At 53.1% G+C, this 17100-nt stretch carries 13 protein-coding genes and 2 pseudogenes; 4 read left to right on the forward strand and 11 right to left on the reverse strand.

What is annotated here, in order from left to right; translation table 11 throughout:
• Positions 1–5 precede the first annotated feature (5 nt).
• Both AB8615_RS07595 and AB8615_RS07600 read left to right on the forward strand, forming a co-directional pair.
• Positions 6–1948 (forward strand): annotated as a pseudogene (locus AB8615_RS07595) (beta-galactosidase).
• Positions 1945–3387, forward strand: a complete 1443-nt coding sequence (locus AB8615_RS07600) for an SLC5 family protein (protein ID WP_409432010.1) — start codon at positions 1945–1947, stop codon at positions 3385–3387. Before AB8615_RS07595 ends, AB8615_RS07600 begins: the two are co-directional and overlap by 4 nt.
• Positions 3388–3397: 10 nt before the next feature.
• On the opposite strand, the gene acs is transcribed toward AB8615_RS07600, so the two are convergent.
• The gene (gene acs / locus AB8615_RS07605) at positions 3398–5356 is read right to left on the reverse strand and encodes an acetate--CoA ligase (protein WP_418152075.1); all 1959 of its coding nucleotides are present in this window, start codon (positions 5354–5356) and stop codon (positions 3398–3400) included.
• A 165-nt stretch (positions 5357–5521) separates the two neighbouring features.
• On the opposite strand from acs, the gene AB8615_RS07610 reads away from it, so the two are divergent.
• The gene (locus AB8615_RS07610; RefSeq protein ID WP_409432012.1) at positions 5522–7075 is read left to right on the forward strand and encodes a GNAT family N-acetyltransferase; all 1554 of its coding nucleotides are present in this window, start codon (positions 5522–5524) and stop codon (positions 7073–7075) included.
• Positions 7076–7102: 27 nt separating this feature from the next.
• Here AB8615_RS07610 and AB8615_RS07615 read toward each other — a convergent pair whose 3' ends face one another.
• From AB8615_RS07615 to hppD, 8 genes and pseudogenes are all read right to left on the reverse strand, one after another.
• Positions 7103–7273 (reverse strand): hypothetical protein, encoded by a 171-nt coding sequence (locus AB8615_RS07615; protein ID WP_409432013.1) that lies wholly within the window; start codon positions 7271–7273, stop codon positions 7103–7105.
• 47 nt (positions 7274–7320) lie between these two features.
• A complete protein-coding gene (speB, locus tag AB8615_RS07620; RefSeq protein WP_409434081.1) occupies positions 7321–8205 on the reverse strand; it encodes an agmatinase in 885 nt (294 codons plus the stop codon).
• 69 nt (positions 8206–8274) lie between these two features.
• A pseudogene (locus tag AB8615_RS07625) lies at positions 8275–9307 on the reverse strand (1,9-bis(guanidino)-5-aza-nonane synthase).
• A 3-nt stretch (positions 9308–9310) separates the two neighbouring features.
• Positions 9311–10492: a type III PLP-dependent enzyme gene (locus tag AB8615_RS07630; protein WP_409432015.1), complete on the reverse strand. Its 1182-nt coding sequence runs from the start codon at positions 10490–10492 to the stop codon at positions 9311–9313.
• Between the two features lie 500 nt (positions 10493–10992).
• A complete protein-coding gene (maiA, locus tag AB8615_RS07635) occupies positions 10993–11631 on the reverse strand; it encodes a maleylacetoacetate isomerase (RefSeq protein ID WP_409432016.1) in 639 nt (212 codons plus the stop codon).
• Positions 11632–12639, reverse strand: coding sequence for a fumarylacetoacetate hydrolase family protein (locus tag AB8615_RS07640; protein ID WP_409432017.1), 1008 nt, complete (start codon positions 12637–12639; stop codon positions 11632–11634).
• Between the two features lie 15 nt (positions 12640–12654).
• Positions 12655–13203, reverse strand: coding sequence for a VOC family protein (locus tag AB8615_RS07645; RefSeq protein WP_418152078.1), 549 nt, complete (start codon positions 13201–13203; stop codon positions 12655–12657).
• 2 nt (positions 13204–13205) lie between these two features.
• On the reverse strand, positions 13206–14300 hold the full coding sequence (gene hppD / locus AB8615_RS07650; protein WP_409432019.1) for a 4-hydroxyphenylpyruvate dioxygenase: 1095 nt from the start codon (positions 14298–14300) through the stop codon (positions 13206–13208).
• Positions 14301–14381: 81 nt separating this feature from the next.
• Here hppD and AB8615_RS07655 point away from each other — a divergent pair, with 81 nt between their 5' ends.
• Positions 14382–14828 (forward strand): MarR family winged helix-turn-helix transcriptional regulator, encoded by a 447-nt coding sequence (locus AB8615_RS07655; RefSeq protein WP_409432020.1) that lies wholly within the window; start codon positions 14382–14384, stop codon positions 14826–14828.
• On the opposite strand, the gene AB8615_RS07660 is transcribed toward AB8615_RS07655, so the two are convergent.
• A complete protein-coding gene (locus AB8615_RS07660; RefSeq protein ID WP_409432021.1) occupies positions 14825–15862 on the reverse strand; it encodes a PfkB family carbohydrate kinase in 1038 nt (345 codons plus the stop codon). The two genes, AB8615_RS07655 and AB8615_RS07660, sit on opposite strands and share 4 nt — an antisense overlap.
• A gap of 125 nt (positions 15863–15987) precedes the next feature.
• A complete protein-coding gene (locus AB8615_RS07665) occupies positions 15988–17073 on the reverse strand; it encodes an alginate lyase family protein (RefSeq protein ID WP_409432022.1) in 1086 nt (361 codons plus the stop codon).
• Between the last annotated feature and the right edge of the window lie 27 nt (positions 17074–17100).

Consider the following 17100-nt stretch of genomic DNA (forward strand, 5'->3'; position numbering starts at 1 on the left):
AGCCCATGACCCAGCCAGAACTCGGCGTTTGCTATTACCCTGAACATTGGCCCGAAGAACAATGGGTCAAAGACGCTACAGACATGGTCAGCGCAGGCCTAACGTGGGTGCGGATCGGCGAATTTGCGTGGAGCCGTATGGAGCCAAAGCCAGACCTATTTGACTGGGGCTGGCTAGACCGTGCGATAGCGGCATTGGGCGAAGCGGGACTCAAAGTCGTATTGGGCACGCCCACGGCCACACCGCCGAGATGGATGCTATCGCGCTACCCTGATATGCTGGCCTATGATGCAGAGGGTCACGCGCGCAAATTTGGCTCGCGGCGGCATTATTGTTTTTCGCATGAGGGTTACCAAAAAGAGTGTGCGCGGATCGCGACGGCCCTTGGTGAGCGCTACGGTCAAAACTCGCACGTCCGAGCATGGCAAATCGACAATGAATATGGCTGCCATGACACAACACTCTCTTACAGCCCCGCAGCCCAAGCCGCCTTTCGCGCGTGGTTAGAAGCAAAATACAAGACCATCAGCGCACTCAACGCGGCTTGGGGCAATGTGTTTTGGTCCATGGAATACGGGACGTTTGACGAGATCGATCTCCCCAACCTCACCGTGACAGAACCCAACCCCGCGCATGTCATGGACTTTCGCCGCTTCTCTTCTGATCAAGTTGTGGCGTTTAACCGTGTGCAAGTCGAAGCGCTTCGCCCGCACACAAGCGTGCCGTTAATCCATAATTACATGGGGCGGATTACAGATTTTGATCATTTCGCAGTTGGCGCGGATTTGGACATTGCGAGCTGGGACAGCTACCCGCTGGGGTTTTTAGAAGACCGCTCAGACCAAGGCGAGGCGTTCAAAACCGAATTTGCGCGCCAAGGCGATCCCGATTTTCAAGCCTTTCACCACGACCTCTACCGCGCTGTCGGCACAGACGGGTGGTGGGTGATGGAGCAGCAACCCGGCCCCGTGAACTGGGCGCCGTATAACCCCGCCCCCTTCCCGGCATGGTGCGCCTCTGGACGTGGGAAGCCATTGCTCACGGCGCAGATGTCGTGAGTTATTTCCGCTGGCGACAAGCCCCCTTCGCGCAAGAGCAAATGCACGCAGGGCTACAACGCCCCGACGGCGAAGACGCAAATGTCATGGCAGAAGTCTCGCGCGTGTCGGGCGAGATTGCCAATGTCGGCGGAGCTAAAAAGACGATGGCCCCTATCGGACTTGTCTTTGATTACGCCTCGGCTTGGGCGTGGGAGGCGCAACCGCAATCCCAATCATTTAATTATTTCCGCATAATCTATGATGTCTATCGCGGTCTAAGGCGCCTCGGCCTGTCTGTCGATATTTTGCCGCCCACGACAGAGAGTTTCAGTGATCGTGCCCTCGTTCTCATCCCCGGTCTTTTTTCGTGGACGCCCGAACTCCTCGCCGCGATTGAGGGTTTCAAAGGTGAATTAGTTATTGGCCCTCGCACAGGATCGAAAACGCCTGACTTCCAAATCCCCACCTCCCTTCCGCCAAACCTTCCGCACTTTGACACGCGCGTGAGCGCGGTCGAAAGCCTCCGCCCTGGAACGGAAATTGCGCTTAGAGAAGGCGGCGCATTTCAGCTATGGCACGAATTTATAGAGACGACTGAAACTGTTACAGAGCGAACGACAGACGATCAGCCCGCCATTGTCTCGCACGAACGCACGCACTACCTCGCAGGATGGCCAGATGACGCCGCAATGACGCGCCTGCTTTCCCGCTTTGCACAGACGGCCGACCTCTCGACAGAGCCTATACCGCACGGCGTAAGGCGGAGGGATTGGGGCGCGTTGCGGCTATATATGAATTACAATGCAACAGCGATTTCTCTGCATGGCTACACCTTACAGCCCGCCGATATTCTGCTCTTTCGCGGCGACACGCCCATCATTTTTCCAACACAAGCGACAACGCCATGAACCTCAACACGACGCAAGTCATAGTTTTCTTTTTGATTTCAGCCCTGATCGCTTTTGCAACCTATTGGAAATGTCGCGGTGCGCGGCATGTCGAAGATGGCAACAAAGACTATTTTCTCGCGGGCGGCGGGCTGTCTTGGATATTCGTAGCGGGCTCTATCACACTCACAAATCTGTCGACGGATCAACTCGTCGGTATGAACGGAAGTCAGATGGCACTCGTCGCTTGGTGGGAATTCGCAGCTGTCATAGGCTTAGGGATTTTGTGTTTCGTCTTCATCCCAGTCTATTATAAATATAACTGCACAACGACAACGGAACTGCTTGAAAAACGCTATAATAACAAAGATATCCGCGCGATTATTTCAGTGCTTTTCCTAATGGGAAATATATTTATCTTCCTGCCAGCCGTTCTGTATACGGGCTCGCTATTCATGAAAAATATGTTCGGCGTCGAGCTGTCACTTTATGTCATTGCAGCCGCTTTTGCGCTCGTCGGTGCAGCTTATGCTGTTTTTGGCGGGCTACGCGCCGTGGCGGTGTCGGACACATTTAGCGGTGTCTTGCTGTTGACCATGGCGTTAGCCGTTGTTTACCTGGCCCTCAACGCCATTAATTTCGATCTGTCAGGCATCCCGAAGGAGCGTCTAACGATGATTGGCGATGCAGATTCCAGTATTCCTTGGACAACATTGCTGACAGGGATGATCTTTATCCAGACTTTTTACTGGAGCACGAACCAGACCATCACGCAGCGCGCAATGGCGTCCCCGACGGTGAAAGAGGCGCAAAAAGGTATTCTGGCAGCGGCCGCTATTCGCTTGCTGATTGTCCCCCCAATCATCGTGCTGCCCGGGATCGTCGCGTTCAAACTTTACGGCGATATAGGCGATGCCGCCTATGGCCGTATCGTTGGAGATATTCTTCCCGCTTGGATGTCGGGTGCCTTTGCCGCCGCGATTGCGGCCGCCGTCCTCACGACGTTTAATTCAATCTTGAATTCGTCCACAGCGCTTTACGTCTGCGATATCCACGAGACTTATTTGAACAAAAAACCGAACGTGAAACGGCTTAGTCTGTTCGTCACAATCGCCATGGTCGGCGTCGCCCTGATGATGGTTCCCGTTTACAACAAGCCTGACGCCAGTATTATCGATACGCTACAAAAGCTCTATGGCTTGCTGAGTATGCCAATCCTGTCGACCTTCATCGTGGGACTTTTGTTCAAGAACGTCGATGCAAGGGCGATGATGATAGCTGTTGTGTTCGGTGTCGCGCTCTACGCATTTTTCACCTTTGTCTGGTCGCCCACACATTATATTCATTTGATGTTTGTGACGCTGTTAAGCTGCATCGGCATGGCGCTATTTTTAAACAGCGCGATCTTCGGCGCAAAGACAGAATGGGACGCGCCGAATGTTTTGTCAGGGCCAAAATAGGGCGTAACTCCTACGCCTTATTCTGACGGTTCTTGATCAGGTCATCGACGACTTCGGGGTCGGACAATGTGGAGGTGTCACCGAGATTATCAAAACTGTCCTCTGCGATTTTGCGCAAAATACGCCGCATGATTTTGCCAGATCGTGTCTTTGGCAAGCCCGGCGCGAATTGGATCAAATCAGGTGTCGCAATCGGGCCGATTTCCTTGCGCACATGCTTGACCAGATCCGCTTTAAGCGCATCGTCAGGATCAATGCCAGCCGTGCAAGTGACATAGGCGTAAATCCCCTGTCCCTTAATTTCGTGTGGGTAGCCCACGACGGCGGCTTCCGCGACAGCGGCGTGACTAACGAGCGCGCTTTCCACTTCAGCTGTGCCCATGCGGTGGCCCGACACATTGATCACGTCATCAACGCGGCCCGTAATCCAATAGAAACCGTCGGCGTCCCGCTTGCACCCATCGCCTGTGAAATAATTGCCAGGATAAGCGGAGAAGTAGGTCTCGATGAAGCGTTGGTGATCGCCGTAAACGGTCCGCATCTGCCCTGGCCAGCTTGATTTGATAATCAAATTGCCCTCTGTCGCGCCCGAAAGCTCCTGCCCGTCCGCATCGACAAGCGCGGGCTCAATCCCAAAAAACGGCAAGGTCGCAGAGCCAGGCTTCATCGGTGTTGTGCCAGGTAGCGGCACGATCATCGCGCCGCCTGTTTCTGTCTGCCACCACGTATCAACAATCGGGCAGCGGCACTCGCCAACCACATTGAAATACCATTCCCACGCCTCTGGGTTGATCGGCTCACCGACTGTGCCAAGTATGCGGAGTGATTTGCGGGATGTCGCTTTCACAGGTCCGTCGCCTTCGCGCATTAAGGCGCGGATCGCTGTCGGAGCCGTGTAAAATAACGTAATTTTATGCTTGTCGCAGACTTGCCAGAAACGGCTGGCATCGGGATAAGTCGGCACACCTTCGAACATCACTGTCGTCGCACCGTTCGCGAGCGGGCCATAGATAATATAAGTATGCCCCGTGACCCAGCCGACATCTGCCATACACCAATAGACATCGTCTTCTTTCAAATCGAAGACATATTCATGCGTGATGCTCGCCCAAACGAGATAGCCGCCTGTTGTATGTAAAACGCCCTTAGGCTTCCCTGTGGAGCCAGAGGTGTAGAGGATAAAGAGCGGGTCTTCCGCGTTCATCGGCTCTGGCGGGCAATCATCTGAAACGCCTTTGAGCGCCTCATGCAGCCAAACATCGCGGCTATCATCCCACCCAATGATTCCGCCTGTCGCCTTGACGCACAACACAGTTTTGACGGGCTTCCCTGCCTTTGCTGCAATTTCGCAAGCTGCGTCGCAATTCGCTTTTAACGGCACTTTCTTTGTGCCGCGCAGACCTTCATCCGCCGTGATGACATAGGTGCTGTCGCAATCCGTAATCCGCCCCGCCAGCGCGTCGGGCGAGAAGCCGCCAAAGACCACGCTGTGAACCGCCCCGATCCGCGCGCAGGCGAGCATGGCGTAGCTGGCCTCCAAAATCATCGGCATATAGATCGTCACACGGTCGCCTTTCTTGACGCCGTGCGATTTCATCACATTCGCAAAGCGGCAGACTTCGCGGTGCAATTCGCGGTAAGTCAGCGTGCGCGAGACGTCAGGGCTATCACCCTCCCAGATGATGGCAACTTTATCACCCCGCATATCAAGGTGCCGATCCAGGCAATTTGCGGAGACGTTCAACACGCCGTCTTCATACCATTTCACAGACAGGTTCGACTTATCCCAACTCACATTTTTAACTTGTGTGTAAGGCGTCATCCAATCGATCCGCTGCCCCTGCTCTCGCCAGAAACTCTCTGGGTCGGCGATGGAGGCCGCATACATCTCCTGATATTTATAAGGGGTGAGATTGGCTTTGCGCGCAAAATCGGCGGGGACGGGGTATTTCGGGTCGTGATGTTCCATGACCTTTAGCTATCATAGCTCAGCGGGCTAATCTAGCGGGCGCAAACAAATTGCGCGGAACAAACATTTATTTGACCCGATCTCAAAACTCTGGCTGACAGCGCGATAAAAGCAGATAAACTGCGCAAAACAACGATACTCACCATATCATTTTCAAGGAACCCCATGGCCAAGAGCAAAGCCGACGCGCAGATGAAAATTCGGACCGCGTCCGTCAAAGATATTCCCGGCATCCGCGCCCTCGTCGGCAAGGCCTACCCCGAAATGGGGAGCTATTCCGTGGGTGCGCTGAAAGGCCAAATAGCCAATTTTCCAGAGGGGCAATTCGTTGTTGAATATGACGGAGATATTGTCGGATATGCGGCCAGTTTCATCATTATGGAAGCTCGCGCCTTCGCACCCCATAGCTGGGACGAGATCACGGGCGGGGGGCACGGTTCGCAGCACAATCCGAATGGCGATTGGCTCTACGGGATGGAAGTTTGTGTTGATCCCGACCGACGGCGCCTGCGCATTGGCGAGCGGCTTTATGATGCACGGAAAGCTCTGGCCGAGAGCGCGGAGCTAAAAGGCATCGTCTTCGGCGCGCGGATCGCGGGTTGGCAAAAACGGCGCAAAGCCTTTCCAGATGGCCTTGATTATGTCGAAGCTGTCCGCGCCCGCAAGATCGTCGATCCGAGCGTGAACTTTCAACTGCGCCAGAACTTCGTGCCCAAAACCGTGCTGGAGAACTACCTCCCCGCCGACAAAGCCTCTGGCGGCCGAGCGATACTCATGGTGTGGGAAAATGTTTATGCACCAGAAGAGCGGGTGTCTGTCCACTCTCCCGCCTCGCAAAAAGACGTTGTGCGTGTGGCGACGGTGCAACTGCAAATGCGCAAGGTTGTGAGCTTTGAAGACTTCATGAATAGCGTCGAGTATTTCGTCGATAGCGTCAGTGCCTATAAATCCGACTTCGTCGTCTTCCCTGAACTCTTCACCCTGCCCCTGCTCGCGCTGGACGATCAACGGCTGAGTCCGTCGGATTCCATCGAAAAACTGACCGAATATACACCCGTTTTTATTAAGGCGATGCGTAAGCTGGCCGTGAGCTATAATATCAATATCATTGGCGGCTCTCACCCGACACGGGCGGATGACGGCGATATTCAAAATATTGCCTATGTCTTCCTGCGCGACGGATCAGTCCACGCACAAGAAAAAATCCATCCGACGCCGAATGAGCGTCATTACTGGAACATTAAAGGCGGCGACGAGATCAGCACGATCGACACGGATTGCGGCCCGATCGGCGTGCTGATCTGTTATGACAGCGAATTTCCTGAACTCGCGCGGCGTATGGCCGATGAAGGCGCGCGTATTCTGTTCGTGCCGTTTTGCACAGATAACCGCCAAGGCTATCTGCGCGTCCGCTATTGCAGCCAAGCGCGCGCGATTGAAAACCAGTGCTACGTCGTCATGTCGGGCAATGTTGGCAATTTACCCGGCGTCGAAAACATGGACATCAACTACGCCGAAAGCTGCATTCTGACGCCCTGCGACTTTCCTTTCGCGCGCGACGGGATCGCGGCTGAATGTTCTGAAAACGTCGAGACAGTCGCGGTCGCGGACCTCGATCTGACCGATCTGGCATGGGCCCGCGCGAGCGGGACCGTCAGGAACCTGCGGGATCGTCGCTTTGATCTGTATCAGACAAAATGGAATGACCGCTCTGATTAGAGTGAGTCAGACCACTTAGACATTCAATCAGTCATCGTAGTAAGCGCGCTTGCGGCTATGCGCTTCACGGCGGTGCTTGCCTTTGGGCTTTTTCCCGCGCGGCGCTTCGTAATGCTCCACATCGAAATCAGCCGAGACAAGATAGTCACCGCTAAAGGTTTCAAAAAGGTCTTTGGTTTTTCTGTGACGCTTAGACATAATGCCTCCTACAACGTCGTCGGCCTTGCAGCCAGTAAAGGTCGGAATTACCCCCGACCTAGGGAATAGTTTAGTATTTTATATGCTAATTTGGAAGCTAAAAAATCGGGGCCGTGAAAGCCTTCAATGGGGGCTAGCTCATTAATATCGGCGCCCACAATCGTGCCGACTTCTGAGGCCGCCTTGATGATTGCCATCGCGTCTTCCCAGAACAAGCCGCCCGGTTCTGGCGTGCCTGTAGAGGGCATGACAGAGCTATCAAATCCGTCCAGATCAAACGTCAGATAGATGTTGCGGCCTTTGAGTGGCTTCACAATATCGGCCGCTTTCCACTTCGCGCGGTCCTTGCCCCAATGGATCGTGATGCGGTGCTTATTCGCCTCATAAAACGGGATTTCAGACTTGGAGATATTGCGAATACCGCACGACACAATCGGCACAGTTGGTTGATCCAGCACTCGGCGAATGGCAGCGGCATGAGAAAAATGCTCCCCTTCATAGCCGTCCCGCAGATCCGCATGGGCGTCAAAATGCAGGATAATCAAATCGTCAAATTGTTTGAGAAACGGACGGATCGCACCTGGCGTGATTGAATGTTCCCCGCCAAAAACTAGCGGAAATTTGCCGTCTGACAGCACCGCCGTTGTCATCGCTTCAAGCTTTGTCAGCGTTGCGGGAATATCCTCATTATCAATGACAGGTTCCCGCGCGGTGATGACGCCGTAACGCTCAACAGGTTCGCACCAGAGATCTTCGTCAAATAACTCGACCTCGTGGCTCGCCGCTAGCATGGCTGCTGGGCCATTTTCTGTGCCCCCGCCATAAGAAACAGAGGCTTCTAGTCCAAACGGAATGATCACCGCCTTGGAGTCGGCATAGCTTGTCGCTAGCTCAGGCGGCAGTCCGAGGAAGCCCTCGGACGGCTTGAGCATGGCAAATGGCGCATTTAGCGTGGGCGCTGGCGATATCGGTTTGGTCATCACAGTTTTGGGCATAGCGAATTACTTCTGAAACATTTTCGCAAAATTGCGGCGCGGACGGTTTTTCCAATCACAGCTATGATACGCGTCTGACGCGAGGAGCGGCACAACCGAGCCTGCCTCGGCAAACACCATTTGTTCCAGCGTGGTTTGCACCTTACCCCAGCTCGCAGCTTCCTTCAGCGTAGAGGAGGAACACGCACCGTCCCGCACATCCGCAACCGTAATCTGCACGGCATATTTGTGCATTTCTGCTTCGACGCCGAGGATTTCTGCGCAGACAACAGTGTCTTGCACAAAGTTCTTCGGCACACCGCCGCCGACCATTAGCAGCCCTGTCGAGCCCGCTTTGATTTTCACATCTGTCAGCTCGCGGAAGTCTGCGACCGAGTCGATGGACATGTAATTGCCGGGGTTTTCGACCTGATGCTTGACAAGGCCAAAGCCCGCCGAGCAATCCGAAAAGGCTGGCACAAAAATCGGGACATCATAGTCATAGCACGTCTCGACCAAGCTGCCTTTCTTGACCGCATTCGTTTTCAGCCACTTGCCCATTTCCCAGATGAATTCACGTGATGAATACGGGCGACGCTCTAGGCTGTCAGTAATGTCTTTGATGACGTGGTCACAGGCCTGCAGTTCTTCTTCGTCGATATAGGTGTCATAGATACGGTCGATATAAAGATCGCGCAGATCATTATCATCGACCTGACTATCCGCTTGATAGTGCTTGTATCCAAGCGCTTCGAAGAAATCCATGTCGACGATCGCGGTCCCCTGTCGAAACAATCGCATCGACCATGCCGTATTTCACCAAATCACGATAGACATGCATACAGCCGCCCGCAGATGTGGAACCCGCCAGCGTCAGGATAACGGAGCAATTCTCGTCATTCACTGCTTGTTTGAAAATATCTGTCGCACGCGAGAGGTCGCGAGCGGTGAAGGACATCTTGCCCATTGCCTCGATGATGGGGCGTGCGTCAAAGCTGGCAATATCAATATGCTCGACAGGGTTGCTTAGCAGTTCGGCTTTTGTGTTTGTTTTTGTCATGATTTAGTCTTCTAAAATTGCGACCGTGTGGTCTGAGTAAAATCCGTTAAATTGTGTCGCTAATGTCTGACCATAAGCGCCTAAATGGCCGACCTCAATCCAGTCGCCTTCGCAGGTGTCCGCGGGAAGATGGAACGGGCCCTTCATCACATCTGCGCTGTCACATGTCGGCCCAAAGAACCGGAACCCGATCGTGTTAGCGGTTGGCGCAGGTGGACGGGCGCGGTGTAATTCCACAGGGAATTTCCACGCGAACTGTCCCGCATCAAATAGCGACCCATATGTGCCGTCGTTCAGATAAAGATTGTTATTCTTGCGCAGCTCAACCCGCACCAGCGTGGCGCCGCCTTCGGCACAAAGCGCACGGCCTGGCTCACCTAATATCGTCAAGCCGTCAAACCCATGCAGAGACAGGCTGCTGCGGATGGCATCGAAATAATCGCTCATCGGCGCGATTGGCATGTCTGGATAAGCCACTGGAAACCCGCCGCCAACATCCAAGCTATCAATCGCCACACCAGCTGAGTCTAGCACACGTCGCGCATAGGCCATCGCTGCGTCATAGCTCTGCACGTCTAAGCACTGCGATCCCACGTGGAAGCATAGCCCCAACTTCTCAGCGATAGGGCGAGCAGAACGCAGCAGAGCCACCGCTTCGTCAAAAGTCGCGCCGAACTTCCCGCCCAACGGCATGGCGGTATCACGCTTTGGCAGAGCGATACGCAGGTGCAATGACAAGTCCGCCGCCTCGCCCGTGCAAACCAAAATCTTCTGCAACTCATCTGCGTGATCGAAAGAGAATTCACGCACGCCTTTGGCATAAGCGACCTCAATCGTCTTTCGCGATTTGATTGGGTGCATCAGAAACAGCTTGGCCGCAGGCGCTATGCCCTGCACCAATTCAATCTCCCGCAGGGATGCGACATCAAATTGCGTCACGCCCTCTTCCCACAGGATTTTGATCAGCGAAGCATGCGGATTAGCCTTCACAGCATAAAGTATCTGCCCTGGAAACCCAGACAAGAAGATGCGAGCTGTGCGTTCAATGCGACGCGGAAACAGCGCATAGATTTGGTCATCGCCGTCATAGTCTGCAATCGCGTCTGCGACTGTGTGATAGGTTGGCAGTCCGTAGGGACGTAATTGTGTAGGCTGCAACAGAGGTGCAAAAGTGGTCAAAGACATCGGAAACATTTCCAAAAGGTGCAAGTCTTGTCAAAAGTGACAAACGCAAGGCAGAGATTTTGAAAAGACGCAAAATGCGTCAGCGGCGGTGGATCAGGCGGGACTTAGCCGATTAGCTTATGCCCGCACCGCACTACTGTGTTCCGCAATAGCGGCCAGATAATCTTGATGTTTAGACGACAGAAATGTGTCCCCCAACTGTGCAGATCGGGAGAGGGATGCAGACAATCGATGGTAAATAACGGCCTGAGCCATACCACTAACTTTCTCAATCCAAGGCACTTCGTCGTGAAGTGTAAAACCAAAAACCAAGACGCTACCGGCGGCTATTAGATGATGCTTGAGGCATTATCACGGCTGACAGATTTCCCATTCAATTCACTGAATCGTTCAGGGCTCGCTGTAGCTCGCTTTATCGTCGAAGCGCGATTTAAGGTTTTTTTCCCGGATGACAAGTGGTTTTTTCACTTTTTTCACATGGGGTGAGCCGCAAGCTGCGCTCACATTGCATCCCCTTGATTGTCTGGCGCCGCTATCTGAAAAGTGGGCATAGCGAGACAAGCCGCGTCAATCGCGGATAGCTTTGGAAAGTTATCCATATCCACACCGAACCGCCGCGCATTATAGACTTGCGGAATCAGGCAACATTCGAAAAACCCTGGATCATCTGTCATCAGAAAAAGTGTATCATATTGTTGAGCCGTTGCTTCTAAAGCCTTGAAACCTTTGGTTATCCAGTGCTGCACCCAAGTCGTCACGCCCTCGTCTTTGACGCCAAATTCAGCCCGTAAATATTTTAAAACTGACAAGTTTTGGATGGGGTGAATATCGGCCGCAATCGTCATAGAGGCCGCCAATATCTTTGACCGCAAAATTGGCTCTCTGGGCATTAAGGCTGGGTTGCGATATGTCGCGTCAAGGTAATCCATGATGGCCAAGGACTGCGTTAATTGCGTGCCGTCTTCTAACTCCAGCGTTGGGACATAACCTTGAGCATTGCGGGCAACATTATCACCCGCGCCCTGCTCTCCTGTCCGAAGATTGACGTAGCGATGCTCGACCTCCACGCCCTTCAGCGCGAGGGCAATCCGCACGCGGTAGCTGGCAGAGCTGCGCCAATATCCGTAGAGCGTCATCATCTAGGCGTCATACTCTTCGACAACATTTTCGATACGACCAAAAATAGACTGCCCATTCGCATCGTTCATTTCAATGCCGACCGTATCGCCAAACCGCATAAAGGGGGTAATAAACTCACCTGTCTGAATTTTCTCGATCATACGAATTTCCGCGATACAGCTATAGCCGACGCCGCCGTCTTCGATCTTCTTGCCCTCACCGCCCTCGAATTTGTTGGAGACTGTGCCGGAGCCGATAATCGTGCCCGCACAGAGGTGGCGGGTCTTGGCGGCATGGGCGACAAGTTCGCCCATATGAAACGTCATATCCGTTTTGACGTTGGCTTTACCGAATGGCTGGCCGTTATAATCCACCAGCAGCGGCAGGTCGATCGTCCCGTCCGCCCATGTTTCTATTTCGTCAGGTGTCACCGCTACGGGGGAGAACGCACAAGACGCCTTGGACTGCACAAACCCGAAACCCTTAGCGAGTTCGCCGGGAATCAGGCCTCGCAAGGAAACATCATTGACGAGCATGATCAGCTTAATGTGGTTCATGGCCTCATCCGCCGTTACGCCCATCGGCACATCATCCGTGATGACAGTGATTTCAGCCTCCATATCGATGCCGTGGGACTCGCTCACGGCCACGATAGCGTCGCGCGGCCCGATAAAGGTATCTGACGCACCTTGATACATTAGAGGGTCGTCGTAAAAGCTTTCAGGCACAGTCGCGCCGCGCGCTTTACGCACCAATTCCACATGATTGAGATAGGCCGAGCCATCCAGCCATTGATAGGCACGCGGCAGCGGGCTCTCGCAATCGCTCTGATCAAAGGCAAAGCTCTCCGCTTTCCCTGCATTGAGCATTTCGTACCGAGCCGCCAGTTGCGGGGCAATGACGTCCCACTCGTCTAGGGCTGCCTGCATCGTCGGTGCAATATCGCTCGCGTCATTCGCTTGGGTAAGATCGCGCGAGACGACAACAAGTTGACCGTCACGGCCATTTTTCAGGGAGGCAAGTTTCATAGCTAGCTTTCTTTTTTATTGTGTTTCTTCAGCAATTTTTTCGTGCAGCCAAGCCGCGTGGCGTGGGGCTTTTTTCGTCTCCGACCATTCGGCGAGCATGTCAGGGGCGACAGATTTTAGCTGTTTCATCTGGTCTGCCGTGTGGATGTTGGCCGCAAGTTCTAGGCGGTGGCCATTGGGGTCAAAAAAGTAAATCGATTTGAATATCCCGTGATGTGTCGAGCCGAGGACATCGATCCCAGCGGCTTCTAAACTCTCTTTCGCGGCGAGCAATTCGTCCAAGCTACCCACGCGCAAGGCAATGTGCTGCACCCACTCTGGCGTATTACGATCGCGGTCCATATCGGGCTGCTCTGGCAGTTCAAAAAAGGCCAAGACGTTGTTATTTCCTGCATCCAAGAAGATGTGCATATAAGGGTCATACGCCCCCGTTGACGGGACATGATCTTCGGCAATGGCGAGTTGGAAATCCATGTTCAGGTGTTTTTGATAAAACTCCACCGTCTCTTTGGCGTCGCGACAGCGATAGGCCACATGGTGAAAACCGTCAGTTTTGATAGTCATGATCAGGCTCCTTCCAATACGCCGCGTTCAATTTGGTCACGCTCAATCGACTCGAACAAGGCCTTAAAGTTGCCTTCGCCAAAGCCGTCTTTATAATCGCCAACGCGCTGAATAAATTCAAAGAACACAGGGCCGACTTGGGGTTCTGCAAAAATCTGCAATAGTAGGCGCGGGTTACCGCCCTCCGTTGTTCCGTCGAGCAAAATACCGCGAGATTTAAGGGCCGCTTCGTCTTGTCCGTGACCGGGCAGACGCTCTGACAACATGTTGTAATAAGTCTCTGGCGGGGCGGTCATAAACGGTACGCCCTTGGCCTTCAGCTTGTCCCAACAGGCGACGATGTCATCACATATCAGCGCGATATGCTGGATGCCCTCACCGTTATAGGCGCGCAGAAATTCTTCGATCTGCCCGCCGCCGCTTTTGCCTTCTTCGTTCAAAGGAATACGGATTTTCCCGTCAGGCGCCGTCAACGCTTTGGAGGTCAGGCCCGTATATTCGCCTTTAATATCGAAATAGCGGATTTCTTGGAAATTAAAAAGCTTCTCATAGAAGTCCGCCCAATAGGCCATGCGCCCGCCGTAAACATTGTGCGTCAGGTGGTCGATCAATTTAAACCCACACCCCTCGGGCCATTTTTCCACACCCTCCAGATAGGCAAAATCGATGTCATAAATTGAGAGCGCGTCGCTGTCCTCGTCGGCGTAGCGATCAATCAGATAGATGATAGAATTGCCAATCCCGCGTATGCCTGGAATACGCAGCTCCATCGGACCCGTGCGCGACTCGACTGGCTCTGCGCCTTGGGTGATCAGGTGATCATAAGCTTTGCGGGCATCTTTGACACGAAAACCCATGCCACATGCGCTAGGACCATGCTCGCGGGCGAAGTAATATGCAGGGCTATTGGGCTCGTAATTCGTAATCAGGTTGATACCGCCCTGCCGCCAAAGCGTCACGTCTTTCGACCGATGGCGAGCGACCTCGGTAAAGCCCATCATTTCGAAAATCGGCTCTAACACGCCCTTCTCTGGTGCAGAAAATTCGATAAATTCAAAGCCATCCAAGCCCGCAGGATTGTGAAAAAGATCAGCCATAAAACGCTCCATTTTATTAGTTGCAATAACAACTATAGATTTTTAGTTGCAAATACAACAAAAAAATGCGTATGAAGCGTTATGACGCAGACACCGAAACCCCTGATTGAACTGGATAAATTTTGGGCCTATCAGGCCGTGGTTCTGGCCGATAAAATCTCTCGTGTGACTTTATCGATCGCCAAGGATGAGGCGGGATTGAACCTAAGCCAGTGGCGAGTATTGGCGGCGATTGCTGAAAAACCAGGGCGCATGGCGGCAGAAGTCGTCGCGATCACGCCGATGGATAAGACCTTGGTCAGCCGCGCGGTTGCGTCATTGATCGAAGCTGAGCTGGTAACGAAGACGTCAGACACACAGGATAAGCGCCGTTCTGCGCTGGCGATCACGCCGCAGGGTCACGCTACATATGCGTCGATTGCGAAGCGCCTGACCGCTAAACTTGCGCAGGCTAGCGATACAAAAACGCCGCCAGAAAAATTCACGGCGGCGCTCAAGCAATATATTCAGGGGTTAGATACGATCTAACGCTGCACGCGACCAGAGCCGTCTCCGCCCATCAGGGCCTCAACTTCTTTGCGGTTCACGCGGTTGAAATCGCCCAAGATTGAGTGTTTCAGCGCAGATCCAGCTACCGCGAATTCTAGTGATTGCTGGCGATCTTCATAGAGGTTGAGGCCTGCGATGAAGGCCGACGCAAAGCTGTCGCCGCCGCCCACACGGTCTACAATATCAGTCAGTTCGTATTTCTTAGATGACAAGAAACCGTTTTTACGATCCCGCATACAGGCAGACCAGCCATTGATATTGGCGTTCACAGCCGCGCGCAAAGTGATCGCAATCGTCGACATGCCCGGATAAATATTCAGCACTTTTTGTGAGAGCTCTTCATATTTGCTGAGGTCCAAATGACCGCTGCCGCTTTCGACATCGACGTCTACCGAAATACCCAGCGACTTCTGGCAGTCTTCCTCATTGGCGATACCGACATCGATATGTTTGACGAGGTCACGCATGACCTCTGGCGCAGTCTTGCCGTATTTCCACAACTTACCGCGGAAGTTAAAATCGCAGGACGTCGTCACGCCCGCTTTTTGGGCCTCTTTCACACATTCCAGCGAGAGATCAGCTGAGTTCTGCGACAAAGCTGGCGTGATGCCAGTGATGTGCAGCCATTTCGCCCCTTTGAAAATTGTCGGCCAATCAAAATCTCCGACTTTAGCCTCGCAAATGGACGATGCCGCGCGGTCATAGATCACCTTTGACGGGCGCTGATTAGCCCCTGTTTCGAGGTAGTAAATACCAACACGGTCTCCTTGACGTTTCACATTTGACGTATCAACACCAAGAGCCCGCAGCGAGTTGATCGCGCTTTGGCCAATATCATTGTCTGGCAGAGCGGAGATAAAGCCAGCATCCAGACCATAATTTGTTAGCGACACAGCGACATTCGCTTCGCCGCCGCCAAAGGTTGCCTCAAATTGCGGGCTTTGGAAAAAACGCTCATAGCCTGGCGTGCGCAAGCGGAGCATGATCTCACCGAATGATAGAAATTTAGACATGAAACTTTCCTCTCAATGTTTCAAATGTTGGCACAGTGAACTTATGTCACCTTTTTAATTCAGTCGCTCAGCGAGAGATTCACCGAACGAAGCAATGGACTAACCAATAACCTATACCAATTATTCTAATCGGTCCAGAGAAGTGGACTACGTATAGGCATATTTCTCACAACTTCATAAGTTTCCGGATCGGGATCGAGTGTTTTTGCCAGCTCGAAATAGCGGCAATCATCAAATGCGAGCGACCCGAAGAGTAAAAACGCACGGCGCTGGTTGGGTTCGTCCCAATACTGAATATCGGGCGGAAATGGCCAGCTATCTTTGTCTTCGATATAAGGCGTGATAAACTCAATCCCGTCTTTCATAGAATGGCCGTTCGGGCTTTCATATTGCCAGAGATCTTCTGCCTCTGTGGAGGCGAGTTGTGCCACCCCGGCCATCAAATCATAGACAAATATAGAATAGCTATAGGGTTTGGTGCGGGCTGTTTCTTTGGGGAAACTGCCGTCATCTGCCATCATCTCCGACAAATAGACGTTTTTAAATTTGTCGCGCGTGATGTCCATCAACGTCTCATCACCCGTCAAGCTGGCAAAAGAGGCAATCTGCATCGACCATGCGATAGAGTGGTTATTATACCAATCGCGTTCCTCGATCCCGTAAGGATGTTCGTTCATCCATTTTGAGTATGCCGCAAACCATTCTTTGACGGCAGCCGCATCCTCCGCAGGCATTTCGCCCGCCTCAACAATCTGTTTCGCGCCCTGAGCCACGTCGACCAAGTGCATGGTATCGATGATCCCGATAGAGCGCCCCGTCACACGGCCAATAATCGCCTGCCCATAGAGCAAATGCGGGGTCATCGCTGTTTCAGGCGTTACAAACCATGCTTTCAGGTGCTTATTCGCCGCCTCGGCATATTTTGTGTCACCCGTCATCTTATGCGCCGTCGCCAGTGTGCCAACGATCTCCGACAAGCGCATCATAGAGTTTCGGTGCGCCACGAAATTATCAGGATTGCTGATCCCGTCGCGGACTTCATAGGGCGCGTCAGGCTTCCCTTCGACGGGCCACCAATAATCGCCTTGGGAGAAGAAATCGTTCTTCCCGCCCGCACTGCGAGGGTCGCTATCAGCTGTGACAGTGCGAACTTCCGCGTCTAAAAAACCGTCCGCTTTGGCGAGGATACGGTCGCGCTCAAAATTTTGCATGGCGGCTACATCGCATGATGATGCTGC

This window comes from Litorimonas sp. RW-G-Af-16, from assembly GCF_048319245.1.
Lineage (GTDB): Bacteria > Pseudomonadota > Alphaproteobacteria > Caulobacterales > Maricaulaceae > Litorimonas.